Origin of the sequence: Leptothermofonsia sp. ETS-13 (genome assembly GCF_049200465.1) — a bacterium.
Classification (GTDB): domain Bacteria; phylum Cyanobacteriota; class Cyanobacteriia; order Leptolyngbyales; family Leptolyngbyaceae; genus Leptothermofonsia.
In genome coordinates this window covers 3,552,966-3,568,106 of sequence record NZ_CP120836.1, presented here as the reverse complement: position 1 = coordinate 3,568,106, position 15,141 = coordinate 3,552,966, and the positions used below count along the sequence as shown (strand labels likewise).

Below are 15,141 nucleotides of genomic sequence, written 5' to 3'. Positions count from 1 at the left end.
AAAATTCAGATAAATTCTTAACCATTAGGGTTTTGTCATCCCTGCTTCATGAAGCACTGGGTATGAACCCTTAGACGTTCCTCCCAATGCTAACCTTTTTCATATAGCGATCCTGCTTGAAATTTGAACGGAGTGCAGGGGGGCCCCTCTGCGTAGGGGCTTCGCCCCCACCCCCCTTGTTCACAAACTATGTGTGAACGCGATAGATGTTAGGCTCGTATAACAGGAGCTACCTGGCTCAGGACAATCAGGATTTAAGGGATTAGGGGCTAGGAGTCCGTCAGGAAAGATTTGAGGGATAACTCAAATCTACACAACCCAATTTTCAGGTGTTTTGAGGGTTTTCAACCCATCAAAACAGTCTTGACAGACCACTAGGAACCAGGGACTAGAAAAGCTCTGAGTGCAGAGTTGTATCTATACCTTCTAACCCCTAGCCCCTTTTGCCCCCCTAACACCTGCTATAACGTCATTTGTAACCGCTGCCCACTCAATGTACCAGTACGTCAGCCACCTCCATGCTCATCCCCCTGACGCGTAAGACCTTTGAATCTCTGATTCCCAAAGTTGCTACGGGAGCCCAATACATCTATTACTGGGGCAAACTCTCTGATTTTCTCCGGCGTTTGCTGATTTCGGTGGTGGGGGTTACTGTTCTCATTCTGGGGCTTAGCCTGATTGTTGGCCCGGAGATCGGTTTTTTTCGGTTTCTGCTAGGCATCACCGTTGGGCTTTACTGGCTGTGGGGCCCTGTTCTATGGGCAAGCCTGAAGAATCTGGAGTGTCGAAAGTTCCCCTATAGCGGATTCTGGCAAGGGGAGGTTCTGGATGTTTACGTGACAGAAGAGCTGATTGGCAAAGAAGAGACTGTCAACGACCAGGGAGACCTGGTGATTGTTGAGAATCGGGAACGCTGCCTCAATATTGAAGTGGGTGACGAAACGGGTTTCTCTACCCGACTACGCGTTCCCCTAAAACGGGAGCATCAGGCAATCGCTCCAGGGGATACGGCCCAGATGCTGGTGATGTCCAATCGGGGAGATCTGAGTCGGATTAGCAAAACCTCTGACATCTACATTCCAGATCATGACGTTTGGGTGAGCGACTATCCTTATCTGCAACGAGAGGCCTTTGTTGATGTAAGTTACCGGTTGCGTTCCCAGGAACCGTATGAACTCCGCGAAACTAGCCGAAAGCCGTATCCTTCCCCAACTCGCTACCCTGAATCAGGGGAATCTCAAAGGGCACGCCCAAATCTGCGATTGAACCGACGTCGTTCTTCTCGCAAAAAACCTATAGCGGGAGATTGGTAGTCAGCCTGGTGTACTGAACCTAACAGAGAGCAGCCCTTAAAACTTGTTAATAAACTCTGTATTTAATGGGCACTTACAATGCAAAGTGTTACTCTTAGTAGCAAATTGCATAATACCAGCTTCCACATTTAGACCATATTTAGAATTGTTTTTCAATTTCTAATTGGAGTTATTTTTTGTATCAAGAAATGGCTCATTCAACAATAGTCGCAGCTTATGCGTTGCCAGATCAACTGTTAGTAACTGGACAAAATTAAGGGATCAGCTTACAAGTAAAATCTCAGGTTAAACGGGGTGGATGGGTGGATGAAAGTAGGATGTCATTTCTCAACAAGTCCTTAAGAAATGCGCCAGCGGTTCAATTGCGCTTTTTAATGGAACATGACAATGGGATCTGAGGGTACTCCTCTTCAGGCTTTGCTACATCTGTCGATGAATTTAGCTGCAATGTTTACTTGCAAACCTGGCAGGCGTTAGCCAGGAGTGAATAATTTGTTCCTTGGTAATAGACATTCTGCTTCACCGTTAAACCTCAAATGGGAATTGCCAAGGATTGTGAATGGGCTTAAAGATTCAACTCAACTAGGCTCTGCCTCAAAAGCTTCAATCCAGTGAACCTTAAGGAATTGAAAATTATGGTAGCCACTCCTTCCAAACTGATTACGGATGATAGGTCGATTAGTGCATTTGGCAAGGCGCGATCGACGGTAGAGGGATCCCCTCTTGATGCTGAAGAATTGAGGAAGATGCACGCCTACTGGCGTGCTGCTAACTATCTGGCGGTTGGCATGATTTATCTACGCGATAATCCGCTATTAAGAGAACCCTTAAAGCCTGAACACATCAAACACCGATTGTTGGGTCATTGGGGTTCTAGCCCTGGTATTGCTTTTCTTTACACCCACCTGAACCGAATTATCAAGCAGTTTGATCAGGATATGATTTTTGTGGTGGGTCCAGGTCACGGTGCTCCTGGCTTTTTAGGTCCCTGCTACCTGGAAGGCACCTATTCCAAGTACTTCAGTCAGTGCACTGAAGACGCGGAGGGAATGCAGCGTTTCTTCAAACAATTCTCCTTTCCGGGTGGGGTTGGAAGCCACTGTACACCTGAAACGCCTGGCTCTATCCATGAAGGGGGTGAGTTGGGTTATGCGATTTCCCATGCCTTTGGCGCGGCCTTTGATCATCCTGACTTGATTGTGGTTGCGATGGCAGGGGATGGGGAAGCTGAAACGGGGCCTCTTGCAACCTCCTGGCATTCCAACAAATTTCTGAACCCGATTCGGGATGGGGCGGTGTTGCCCGTACTGCATTTGAATGGGTACAAGATTAACAACCCAACTCTTCTCTCCCGAATCAGCCATGAGGAACTGGAGTCACTGTTTCGCGGTTACGGATGGACCCCTTACTTTGTAGAAGGGTCAGATCCAGAAACTATGCATCAGGCAATGGCGGCGACGCTGGATCACTGCATTTCTGAAATTAAGCGAATCCAGCAAGAAGCTCGTAGCAGTGGCAATGCCTTCCGACCTCGCTGGCCTATGATTGTGATGCGGACTCCCAAGGGATGGACGGGACCTGACGAAGTAGATGGACATAAGGTAGAAGGTTTTTGGCGATCGCACCAAGTGCCCCTAAGCGGTATGCATAACAATGCAGAGCATCTACGCATGCTGGAAGCCTGGATGCGCAGCTATAAACCGGAGGAATTGTTTGATGAGAACGGTACACTGCGGCCAGAAATTAAGGATATGGCCCCAAGGGGCACTAAGCGACTAGGCGATACTCCCTATGCCAACGGAGGAGCATTGCGCCGCGACCTCAGGCTGCCAGACTTCCGTCAGTATGGCATCAAAGTAGAAAAGCCAGGTACGGTTGAAGCTGAAAACACGCGCTTCCTGGGCGTGTTCTTGCGGGATGTGATGAAATTTAATCCGACGAACTTCCGTATGTTTGGTCCCGATGAGAATACGTCAAACAAACTCAACGCTGTTTATGAAGCCAGCAAGAAATTCTGGATTGCTGATTACCTGCCCGAAGATGCCGATGGGGGAGAACTTTCTCCTGATGGGCGCGTGTTGGAAATGCTGAGTGAGCACACGTTGGAAGGCTGGATGGAAGGTTATTTGCTGACAGGACGGCATGCGTTCTTTTCGACCTATGAGGCGTTTGCTCACATTATTGATTCCATGGTGGGGCAACATGCGAAGTGGCTGGAAATGTGCAATCGTATTCACTGGCGACAAGAAATCTCTTCGCTGAATATTCTGATTACATCGACAGTCTGGCGGCAGGACCACAATGGCTTTACTCACCAGGATCCTGGTTTTTTGGATGTAGTGCTGAACAAAAGTCCGGAAGTGGTTCGCATTTACATGCCACCCGATGTCAATACCTTACTTTCAGTAGTGGATCATTGTTTGCGCAGCGTCAACTACATTAATGTGATTGTTTCAGACAAGCAACTCCACTTGCAGTATCACGATATGGAGGCTGCTATCCGTAATTGCACCAAAGGAATTGATATCTGGGAATGGGCAAGTAATGATGCTGGTGAGGAGCCAGATGTAGTGCTGGCGAGCGCAGGAGATATTCCCACCCAGGAGTCGCTGGCAGCCTCAGTTATACTGCGGCAGCACTTCTCTGACCTGAAGATCCGATTTGTGAATGTAATTGACTTGTTCCGATTGCAGCCAGACACAGAACATCCTCATGGATTAAGCGATCGTGACTTCGACAGTCTATTTACCCTGGACAAACCCATCATTTTCAACTTCCACGGCTACCCCTGGCTCATCCATCGCCTGACCTACCGCCGCACCAATCATAAAAACCTGCATGTGCGCGGTTATAAAGAAAAGGGCAATATCAATACCCCACTGGAACTGGCGATTCAAAATCAAATTGACCGGTTCAATATTGCGATCGATGTCATTGATCGGGTGCCAAGACTCAAAGTCGCGGGGGCTCACGTTAAAGAAATGCTTAAGGATGAAATGATCTCCTGCCGCCAGTATGCCTATGAACACGGCACTGATAAGCCCGAAATAGTTAACTGGAAGTGGCCTTACTAATTCTTGAGTTGGGGGAAGTGGGGAGATGGGTGGGAGAGAATCAGGAGTCAGAAGCCAGAAGGGAGAGCGAAAGGAGTGGATGAACGGGGTAGGGGCGTGATGGAGTACACAGAGTAACAGGGTAATGGAATACCGATGTAAAGAACAATCACCCTACTACCCTATCACTCATCCACCTATCCACCCCCTCTCTAACAATGAACAACTCTATCCCTGATTTAGATCATTTTTTCAACCAGGTTTCAGAGAGAGGTCTATGAAGGTTGCAGTCTTTAGTACTAAAGCTTACGATCGCGAATTCCTCAATGCTGCAAATATTGCTGCCCACAGCAATCATGAACTGATTTATTTCGATGCTAGGCTTGAACCTAAAACGGCTCCGCTTGCAGCTGAATGTTCTGCAATTTGTGTATTTGTGAATGATGATGTGGGAGCAGAAACCCTGATCACTCTTGCAAAGCAAGGAGTTCGCTTCGTAGTTCTCCGCAGCACTGGATTTAACAATGTTGACTTGAAGATGGCAGCAGAGTTGGGAATTAAGGTGGCGCGGGTGACAACCTATTCTCCCTTCTCGGTTGCCGAACATGCCGTAGGTTTGATTCTTATGCTCAACCGTAAGCTCTATCGGGCTTATAATCGCGTTCGAGATGATAACTTTTCCCTAGAAGGGTTATTAGGGTTTGATTTGCACGGACGCACAGTAGGGGTAGTTGGTACTGGTAAAATTGGGTCGATTTTTGCCCAAATCATGCACGGATTTGGTTGCCAACTGCTAGGTTACGATCCCTACCCTAACCCCAATTTTGAAGCCATTGGAGCATCAAGATATGTACAACTATCTGAGTTATTTGAAAATGCTGATATAATTTCGCTCCATGTTCCTCTTTTTCCAGAGACGTATCACATGATTGATGCAAATGCAATTGGACAAATGAAGCCTGGGGTGATGCTAATCAATACCAGTAGAGGTGCACTCATTGATACCAAAGCCGCTATTGAAGGAATCAAGTCTGGAAGGATTGGTTATTTGGGAATTGATGTGTATGAGCAGGAAGATGAGCTTTTTTTCCAGGATTTGTCGAACACCATCATTCAAGATGATAATTTTCAACTGTTACAATCCTTTCCCAATGTTGTGATCACCGCTCACCAAGCATTTTTTACCCGAAATGCCCTGGAAGATATTTCACGCACTACAATCAAGAACCTGACCGATTTTGAGCAGGGACGCCCCTGTTCCAACGAAGTGAAACAACCGGAAAAAATTCCGGCAACAACATCGGTAGAATGACTGGTAAACCTCCAGAGGGAATGATCAATGGCACTACCGTCATCATTTTCAACTTAACAATCATCACGATTTGGGCGCTACTGAATGACTTTAGGACTGAGAGTAGGGACTGAGCAATGAAAGAGTTGGTGGTTGCAACTCAGCCCTTTCTAGATCAAAAGCCTGGCACTTCTGGGCTGCGCAAAAAAGTTTCTGTTTTCCAGCAGCCCCATTACCTGGAAAACTTTATTCAATCCGTGTTTGACAGTTTGGAATTCTGCCGGGGGCAAACGCTCGTACTGGGTGGCGATGGGCGCTATTACAACCGACGGGCCATTCAAACTATTTTGAAAATGGCAGCCGCCAACGGGTTTGGACGGGTACTCGTTGGGCAGGGAGGGATTTTATCTACTCCAGCCGCTTCCTGTATGATTCGTAACCATCAGGCCCTTGGCGGCATCATTCTCTCTGCCAGCCACAACCCGGGTGGCCTTCAGGGGGATTTTGGTGTGAAGTTCAACATCAGCAATGGGGGACCGGCTCCAGAGAAGGTTACGGATGCCATTTTTGCCCATAGTCAAACTATTCGTCAATTCAAGATTTTGGATGCTGGAGAAATTGACCTTGATCGATTGGGACGCACTCAATTGGGTGAAACGGTTGTAGAGGTGATGGATCCGATCGCTGACTACCTCAAACTAATGCAGTCCCTGTTCGATTTTAATCGCATTCATTCACTACTCTCCGGCGGTTACTTTCGTATGATTGTGGATTCCATGCATGCTGTCACTGGACCCTATGCCCACGCCATTTTTGAGCAGTCACTAGGTGCGCCTGCCGGGACCGTGATTAACGGCACCCCTCTGGAAGATTTTGGAGGGCAACATCCTGATCCGAATCTGGTCTACGCCCACGAACTGGTGGAGCGGCTGTGGGGGAAAGAAGCCATTGATTTTGGTGCCGCATCGGATGGGGACGGCGATCGCAATATGATCCTGGGGCACAAATTTTTCGTGACTCCCAGCGACAGCCTTGCCGTTCTCACCGCTCATGCAAAACTAGTGCCAGGTTATCAGTCTGGTTTGGTGGGGGTTGCCCGCTCTATGCCCACCAGTCAGGCTGTAGACCGGGTAGCAGCCCGTTTGGGCATTGATTGCTACGAAACTCCAACCGGCTGGAAGTTTTTTGGCAATCTGCTGGATGCAGGCAAAGCCACGCTCTGCGGGGAAGAAAGTTTTGGAACGGGTTCCAATCACCTGCGCGAAAAGGATGGGCTATGGGCCGTGCTGTTTTGGCTCAACATTTTAGCCATCCGGCAGCAGCCCGTCGCGCAAATTGTTAAAGAACACTGGCAACTCTATGGACGCAACTACTACTCCCGGCACGATTACGAAGGAATGGAAAGCGATCGCGCTGCCAGCCTGATCCAACAGCTTCACCACCAAATTCCGTTACTTGCGGGTAAGAAATTTAACAACTACGAGGTCAGTTATTCAGATGACTTCACCTACCACGATCCTGTGGATCACAGCGTTAGCAACAATCAAGGTGTTCGGATTGGTTTTACTGATGGTTCCCGGATTGTGTTTCGCCTTTCTGGTACGGGAACTGAGGGCGTAACCCTACGAGTTTATTTAGAAAGTTACGAACCCAATATCGCCAGGCACAATCTCAATCCTCAAAATGCTCTTGCGGGCTTGATTGCGATCGCTGAAGACATTGCTCAAATTCGCACCTTCACAGGGATGGATCAGCCTACAGTCATCACATAAAGGGGGAAAGGCAACAGGTAAGGAGTAAGAAGTGAATGGGTAAATGGGTCTCATCCATATAAATGGCGTAAAACTTCTCCTATGAAGGATTAGACTTAAAAAAGCGCTCAGGCTCAGGCAATGGTAAGGCTCCAGCCCTGGCAATGGATTGTTCTAGCACTCCCAATCGTGGCGATCGGGGGCTTTTTGATAACCGCCGCTGGACTCCAGATTCACCAGTGGGGGGTTAACTGGATCTGGGGAATCTTTGTCGTGGTCTTTGTGGGTTGGCGTTGGCTACTCGTTACCTGGACTAAGCCTGCCCTGGCACAGGTACAGGCCGTGGTAGACGAAGTCACCGAGGAACTGGAAGCATTCCCTGGTGAACCCTCAACGGTCCCTGCCAGCAAAGCGGCTCAGGCAGCAGAGGCATCCCTCCAAAAAATTCTGGAGGAAGCTCGCAACGATCCGCCCCTGTGGGAGAGTTGGGACCAGTTCTGGCGGCGATGTCAGCAACTTGTGGAAGCGATCGCCCGTGCCTATTACCCTCAGGAAAAGCACCCTCTGCTCAACATCTATGTTCCCCAGGCCTATGGGCTACTACGAGGGACTGTTGATGATCTGGATCAGTGGATGCAAAAACTGTCTCCCGCGTTGAACCAGGTCACCATTGGACAGGCATACCAGGCATATTTGGTTTATAAGAAGCTGGAACCCTCTGCCCGCAAGATCTGGCAGGTGTGGAACTGGGCCCAGTGGCTTTTGAACCCTGCCGCGGCTGTTGCCAGGACAGCTACCCAGCGCTATAGAGACCGGGCCAATCAGCAACTGTTGGTCAACTTGAGCCAGCTTTTACGGGAAGCTGCCCTGAGAAATCTGGGCAGGCAGGCGATCGCCCTCTACGGTGGAACTACCATTCCTGAGCTGGAACTGCCAGCCTCTCCAACCCCTACCCTACCCAAAGCAGAGACCCAAACCCTGCGTGACATCCTCACCAGAGCGGAGCCACCTGAAGCTGTCGAACAAAAGCCAATTAACATTTTGCTGGTGGGACGGACAGGAGCGGGGAAAAGCAGTCTGATCAACACACTGTTCGTGGATAATCGAGCGGCAGTCGATGTGCTGCCAAGTACCGATCGCGTTCAGGACTACCACTGGCAATCAGAAACTGGAGAAACGTTGACCCTCTGGGATACTCCTGGTTATGAGCAGGTAGACCGACCCGACCTGCGACAGCAAGTGATTGACTATGCCACCAAAGCCGACCTGTTGTTGCTGGTCACTCCTGCTCTGGATCCGGCATTACAGATGGATGTGGACTTTCTCAAGCAGGTAAAGGAGCAGGTTGCCGAATTACCCACCATTGCTGTGGTGACCCAGGTAGATCGTCTGCGCCCCATCCGTGAATGGGCTCCTCCCTATGATTGGAAGTGGGGCGATCGCCCCAAAGAAATTGCCATTCGGGAAGCCACTGAATACCGCGCTAAACTGCTGGGCGACTTTTGCAACATAGTTTTACCCCTCGTCACTGGAGATAAAGCCAGCAGTCGAGAAGCCTGGGGAGACGATGACCTGTCCGTTGGTTTATTGCAGGCGATCGCACCAGCCAAACAACTTCGCCTTGCCCGTTTCCTGCGTAACCTGGAAGCCCGCACCCTCGGTTCTGCCAAAATCATCGACCACTACACTTTCCAGATGACTACCACCCAAGGGCTTACCAACCTGCTGAAGAGCCCCGTCCTCTCCTTCCTTTCCACCCTGGCAACTGGCTCGCCCACCCTGGCCTATCTGCTAACTGAAAAGATTCCGATTGAGCAACTGCCGATCGTGATTGGCAAACTTCAGATGGCCTACGACCTGTTTTCCCTTTTAAACGAAGGCGATCCCGACGCACGCAATTTTGACCTCCTCTCCCTCTGGCCACTGTTGCTGGAAAACGATTCCCCTACGGATCGGAATGCCTGGGCGTTTGGTCATGCCGTTACTGAATACCTGACTCAGTCGTTCACGACTGAGGAGCTGCGATCGCGGTTTGAGTACTACCTCAGAACCACCACCACTAAGTACACATCTCCCTAAGGAGGAACCCCTGGCTGGAGGCGAAGCTCCTACATCTCCTTAAAACCAACGCCCTGAACAACCTGGCGACAGCTATAAATCTTACTTCTGAGAATTACGTGAATTACGTCCACATACAGAATCATCTACAATCGTTAGTCATCCACAATCGTTAGGATGCTCCTAACGATTTCCGCCCCCCTTCAGTGACGGACGAGTTGTACTTAGGCAGACGAACGGTAATCTTCGTCCCTTTCCCTAATTGACTGTCTACAGCAACTTCACCGCCATGCAGATCAACGCAGGTTTTTACAATGGCTAACCCCAAACCCGAACCCGGAATGTTCCCCACATTACTTCCCCGGCTGAGGAACTGAAACAATCGCTCCTGATCCTCAGTGGGTATCCCAATTCCTTCATCCTTGACTTCAAATATCAAATGTGACTCTGTTCCAATCAAGTGAACTTCGATACTGCCACCATCGGGAGAGTATTTAATGGCATTAACTAACAAATTCACTAAAACCTGTCGTAACAGAGCCTGATCTCCCCAAAAACCACGGGTATTTCCTGTAATCTTGAATATCAACTCATGGCGCGCTGGTGAGTCTGCACCTACACTGTTGATGATTCTCCGCTGCTCTTCAATGATGTCTGAGAAAAATTGTAGAACTTCAAATGGGTAAGGCTTGAAGGAGGTTTTATCCGATTCAAATGCTTCAATCACGAGTAAGTCTTCAACCAATTGAGCCATTTGCCGGGCTTTATCTTCAATCAGTTGCAAGAACCGCAGGTACTTTGTTTCATCTAACTTGCCTTTATGAACTTTCAGAGTAGAGGCGGCAGCCAGAATGGATGACAGTAGAGTCCGATATTCACGGGATACTGTAGCTACAAATTGAGATTTGAGAGTGTTCAGTTGCTTCTCACTCTCCAACGCTGTCAACGCCTGGGCCAGTTGTTGAGATTGCTTAATGGCGATCGCCAGATGTTCTGCCAGTTCACTAAACATCTCAATTTCATCCGGATGCCAGCGTTGGTTACCTGAACTGCGGCAGGCAACCAGCAGACCCCATAATGAAGTACCCGGAGGTCGAGAAGAATTCAAGGCGATTTCTTGTTCTTTAAGCCTAAACAGAATAGGAACCAGTAAATAGACTTCAGCGTGTTTGCGTTTACGCGAAGTCAGGACAGTAGCTTTTGGTATTAGGGGATAATTCTGATTTAGAAACGAGACGAATTGCCGGTTTGGCTCTACCGAATTCTTAAGCCCGGTTTCGCATAGTTTGGTTAACTGAAACACAGAGGCTGATAGGCTCTCTTTATCTGAGGATTGGGTAGCCTGATATAGTGTAACGCGATCGCACTCCAACAACTGGTGTACTTCCGTTACTGCCATCTGTACAATTTGCTCTAGATTTAGCGTTTGGTGAATGCGAAGGGCAATTTCAGCGATTAAGTGTCGCCGTTCTTGCACTTTCTCAAACTGGCTTTGCAGATGGGACTGCTGGATGACACTACGAACACTCAGTTGCAACATGTCTGGCTCGAGGTGCTGCTTCACCAAATAATCCTGAGCACCCCGCTTCAGAGCCTGTACAGCAACGCGTTCATCGCCTTGGCCTGTCAGCATGATGACGGGAAATGGCGCCTCCCAGCCCTGATGCTTAAGTTCATCCAAGAATTCAAGACCTGTCATATCAGGCAGGCAAAAATCCAGCAGAATGGCGTCAAAATGCTGCTTTTGAAATAGAGTAAGCCCCCCCTCCGCGGAAGAGGCTTCCAGGATCTGATAAGACTGGTCAGGATCGCTGGATAAATACTCTCGATAAATCTCCCGATCCTCGGCGCAGTCATCAGCAATGAGGAGTGTCCACATAGTTGGCATGGAGAAGAAGAGGTTGCCCTTCTATGGAGAAAACCTGAGGAATGTAACGAGAATCTAAAGAATAGCTCCTTTCAATCCTCTCAATAATACCAAACTCTTACAGAGGAAACACTCAATTTCCTATCAATCCAGGGTTTGAACTATATCCAGGATTTACTTAACAAATTTGCTTAACCCACTTAGTTGTGTTCGTTAGGCGGCGGGGTATTCACTTCCAACCAGAACTCGACAAATGCCTGCACCGTTTTCTCAAGCTCTTCGGAATCTACAGGTTTGATCAGGTACCCATTTGCTCCCTTCTGATAACAAAACTCAACGTCTTTAGGATTGGAAGAGGTGGTAAAGATAACCACTGGGATTTCTTTCAGTCTCTGGTCTTGCTTGAGCTGTTCCAACACGTCGCGACCATCAGTGCCTGGCAGGTTTAGGTCGAGCAGGATAATTGAAGGACGAGGGGCAATGTCTGGATTGCTGTAGTCGCCCTCTTGATAAAGAAAGTCTAAAACTTTATCCCCATTGGTGCAGCGATAGATAGGATTTTGAATTTCCATCTGCTGCATTAACAGTTGCAGCACTTCAAAGTCTTCATCACTATCTTCGGCGATTAGCAAAGGAGTTATCTGCTGAATCGTCATAGGTGTGTTATGGAAGTCCAATATTATTTGGACATATTACAGTATCCATTACAACTTTACAAAAGTTCAACTATCCTCACTTTCTGAGGATTAAGTAATAAGATTTAGTTATCATTCAATAAAATCATTTCCCAGAATTTCTGGGTGTAATGAAAGAGTGGAGTAAGCATTCTTTCATTGGTAAGTCTGACAACCCCTTATTGTAGGGTGAAAAAGAAGGTGGAACCTTCGCCGTAGGTGGACTCTACCCAAATTTGCCCACCGTGGCGTTCGATAATTTTGCGGGCAATGGTCAATCCGGCTCCTGTGCCGCCGCCATACAAATTTTGCTCGTGTAACCGTTTGAACAGCCGAAAAACAACTTCGAGATGGCGTTCTCGGATACCAATGCCGTTGTCGCGGATGTAGAAGAGGTAGGAGGAGGGAATAGAGTCCTGGGAGTTGGAAGGGAGTCCTTCTTCTCTCCTTTTTGTTTCCAATTCCCGATTCCTTTCTATAAAGCCAATTTCAATCCACTGTTCGGCCTTGTCATTGTATTTGAAGGCATTGCTGAGCAAATTGGTCAGCACTTCATTGATAAGCACCGGGTCACAGGTTACAATAGGCAGCGATCGCGGCCTGCGAATATCGGGGTGCCTATCTGGGTGGCTGATGCACAAATCTTTAAGAACCTGATCAACTAACTGATTCAGATCGGTGGGCTGGAGGTTGAGTTCGGCCTGTCCCAAACGGGAAAATTTCAGTAAGGCGTCGATCAACGATTCCATCCTCCGAGTCAGGCGAACCAGCGTTTGTAGACGGTTTTTGCCAGGTTCGTCTAACACTTCAGCATAGTCTTTCAGCAGCAGTTTGGAATAGTTGTGAATGCCTCGCAGGGGCTCTTTCAGATCATGGGAGGCGACATAGGCAAAGGAATCGAGTTCCTGGTTGCTGCGCTCCAACTCCTGGTTAATTCGGGTCAATTCATCGGCTTTTCTAAGGACGATGCCTACGATCGCATTGCGCAGATCCAGGGCATTTTCCAATTCGTAGGACTTCCAGGGAAGGGAAGTGAGCCGGACAGTTTCTTGCCAGCGGGCAAACGACTGTCGGGGGGATAGGGCACCGCCCGCCTTCACCTGCACCGAGTCACTGGGGTTACCGGCCCAGTCTACGGTTTGCAGCACCTCTGGACGAAACCAGAGGATGTAATATTGTCGCACCCTGGAGATTTGCAGCAAGAGCAAACCACTGGCGACTTCTTTATAGGCGCTCGCATCCGGGTAAAGCTTTGGTAGTGAATCGGTATGAAATAGAGTATCCCTGATTTGGGGAGCCGCCCATTGGATTAAAGCCTTGACTTGTTCAACCGTGGGCGTTGCCCCCACCAGTACGATTTCGTCTTCCAGACAAACGGCAGATCCCTGGGCATTGACCAGTTCCAGCAAGCGGGGTTCAGGGTTTACCAAAGCTTCTTTCAGGTCGTTGACCTGGGAAATCGACTCAACAAAGGCAGACTGGAGCGATCGCAGCTTCACAATATAGTCCAATTCTTCATAGTTCACCTTGTTGCTCAGCTCGGATGTCACAAACTGTCCCAGCAGTTCACAGGCTTCCCGAATCCCGTAGGAAAGCCACTTTGGATGGTAGTGGTGGCAGGAAATCAGTCCCCAGAGGGTTTCATGCCTTACCAGCGAGATCACCAGGATGGCAGCCACCCCCATGTTCTGGTGATATTCCACGCAGCAGGGGTCAACCCCTCTAAGAGCAATGGGACTGAGGTCAAGGGACTGTTGCGTCACCGGGTTTTGAGCCGGAATCATCTCAACAGCGGGAGCGTTCAAATCGGGAATAAATCGCACCTGCCCTTGCTGGTAAAGCTGGCGCACAGGCTCTGGAATATCTGTGGCCGGGTAGTGCAAGCCCAGGTATGATGGCAGGTCGGCTTTTTTAGCCTCCGCGATGACAGCCCCTGCTCCTTGGCCATCAAACTGGTAAACCATTACCCGATCAAACCCAGTCAGGCTTCGCACTTCCTCTGCCGCCAGTTGAAGAAATTCATTCAAGCTAGATTCGCGCTTCAGTTGGGCGATCGCTCGCTTGACCTGCGCCTGAATGCTGAAGAGAGGGGTTTCAACTGGTACCAGCGCAGGCTCAAGTTCAAGCAGAATAAAATTTCTCACCCGATGAACCATCCCATTAAAGGCTCGTTTGTCTGTCGGAGTAAGGATGGGCAGGGTCAGAGAATAAAAGTCATTTGCACTCTTTAAGCTTTGCTGGAATGCCTCAAATGAGGAGGTTTCCAGTAAGACTTGAAGGGAACGATTCAACAAATCCTGGGGTGTAATCCCTAAATAGTCTTCAATATTGGCGCTGACCTGCAAAATCTTAAGATCGGAGTCATTCAGTACCAACAACAAGCCGTAGGGCTGAATTAAGCCCGAAAACTGAACGGGTTCAGCCTGAGAACCTGCCATTCTTGCAAAGTGGGGATGACCGATTTCAGGATCACTCATAATTCTTGCTTAACAACTTTCTTAAGAATTTCAGCATCTGGGTTACTTGCTGCCGCGATCGCTCTCTGCCTCCAACCCTGAAAGCCAGGCATCAAAGGAAAGGTTGACTATTCTTGCTTAATATTTCAACAGGTCGAATAGTATTTCGAATGATTAAGAGCGCCTGGGCAAAAACATGAAGGAAATATTAAATTGTTAAGCGAAAGGTAGGCATAACTTAGTGCTGATTAGAAACCTTAAAAATATATTAAATGCTTTAGGGGGAAGTTTAAAGTGATGCTCAACAATACCTCAATGCTCCGCCTGGTTTGGACTGTGGTTGAGGAAACCCCAAGCAACAAACTACTAGCCCTCTCAGATACTGCACTGGTTAAGCTGATCTTGCAGCAAATTTCCAGCCAAATTCTGCTTAGTGGCGAGGAAGTTTGTACTCTATATAGCTATATTGGCTCTAAAATATCGCTTATCCGAGATATTGCCGCATCTCGCCACATCCCAAATAACTGTTCTATAGGGCGATCGCTGGTTACTACTAAACTTTGCTCGTAGCCTACGACAGGTGTGGCAAGACCGTTCTTTAGTACATTTCGTATCCTTGCTCCTGATTAATTTGTCGTTTTATCCAGCTCTTCTCAAGTTATTTCTTAATTTGTTTCT

9 protein-coding genes are annotated in these 15,141 nt (G+C 48.5%); 6 read left to right on the top strand and 3 right to left on the bottom strand.

Translation table 11 applies throughout. The features are described 5' to 3' along the window. The first annotated feature begins 518 nt into the window (after window positions 1–518). The 5 genes from P4D80_RS16195 (at window position 519) to P4D80_RS16175 (ending at window position 9,487) form a co-directional block, all read left to right on the top strand. Window positions 519–1,313, top strand: coding sequence for a phosphate ABC transporter permease (locus P4D80_RS16195; protein WP_421655033.1), 795 nt, complete (start codon window positions 519–521; stop codon window positions 1,311–1,313). 635 nt (window positions 1,314–1,948) lie between these two features. Next, window positions 1,949–4,387: a phosphoketolase family protein gene (locus P4D80_RS16190; protein WP_421655032.1), complete on the top strand. Its 2,439-nt coding sequence runs from the start codon at window positions 1,949–1,951 to the stop codon at window positions 4,385–4,387. A gap of 256 nt (window positions 4,388–4,643) precedes the next feature. Next, window positions 4,644–5,678: a 2-hydroxyacid dehydrogenase gene (locus P4D80_RS16185; protein WP_421655031.1), complete on the top strand. Its 1,035-nt coding sequence runs from the start codon at window positions 4,644–4,646 to the stop codon at window positions 5,676–5,678. A 116-nt stretch (window positions 5,679–5,794) separates the two neighbouring features. Then, on the top strand, window positions 5,795–7,429 hold the full coding sequence (locus tag P4D80_RS16180; protein ID WP_421655030.1) for an alpha-D-glucose phosphate-specific phosphoglucomutase: 1,635 nt from the start codon (window positions 5,795–5,797) through the stop codon (window positions 7,427–7,429). 120 nt (window positions 7,430–7,549) lie between these two features. Beyond that, the gene (locus tag P4D80_RS16175) at window positions 7,550–9,487 is read left to right on the top strand and encodes a GTPase family protein (RefSeq protein WP_421655029.1); all 1,938 of its coding nucleotides are present in this window, start codon (window positions 7,550–7,552) and stop codon (window positions 9,485–9,487) included. Window positions 9,488–9,638: 151 nt separating this feature from the next. Here P4D80_RS16175 and P4D80_RS16170 read toward each other — a convergent pair whose 3' ends face one another. From P4D80_RS16170 to P4D80_RS16160, 3 genes are all read right to left on the bottom strand, one after another. Further along, entirely contained in the window at window positions 9,639–11,345 is a 1,707-nt protein-coding gene (locus tag P4D80_RS16170; protein ID WP_421655028.1) for an ATP-binding protein, read from the bottom strand. Window positions 11,346–11,533: 188 nt separating this feature from the next. Beyond that, a complete protein-coding gene (locus P4D80_RS16165) occupies window positions 11,534–11,989 on the bottom strand; it encodes a response regulator (protein ID WP_421655027.1) in 456 nt (151 codons plus the stop codon). A 197-nt stretch (window positions 11,990–12,186) separates the two neighbouring features. Then, on the bottom strand, window positions 12,187–14,484 hold the full coding sequence (locus tag P4D80_RS16160) for an ATP-binding protein (RefSeq protein ID WP_421655026.1): 2,298 nt from the start codon (window positions 14,482–14,484) through the stop codon (window positions 12,187–12,189). A gap of 276 nt (window positions 14,485–14,760) precedes the next feature. On the opposite strand from P4D80_RS16160, the gene P4D80_RS16155 reads away from it, so the two are divergent. Beyond that, window positions 14,761–15,033, top strand: a complete 273-nt coding sequence (locus P4D80_RS16155) for a hypothetical protein (protein ID WP_421655025.1) — start codon at window positions 14,761–14,763, stop codon at window positions 15,031–15,033. Window positions 15,034–15,141 lie beyond the last annotated feature (108 nt).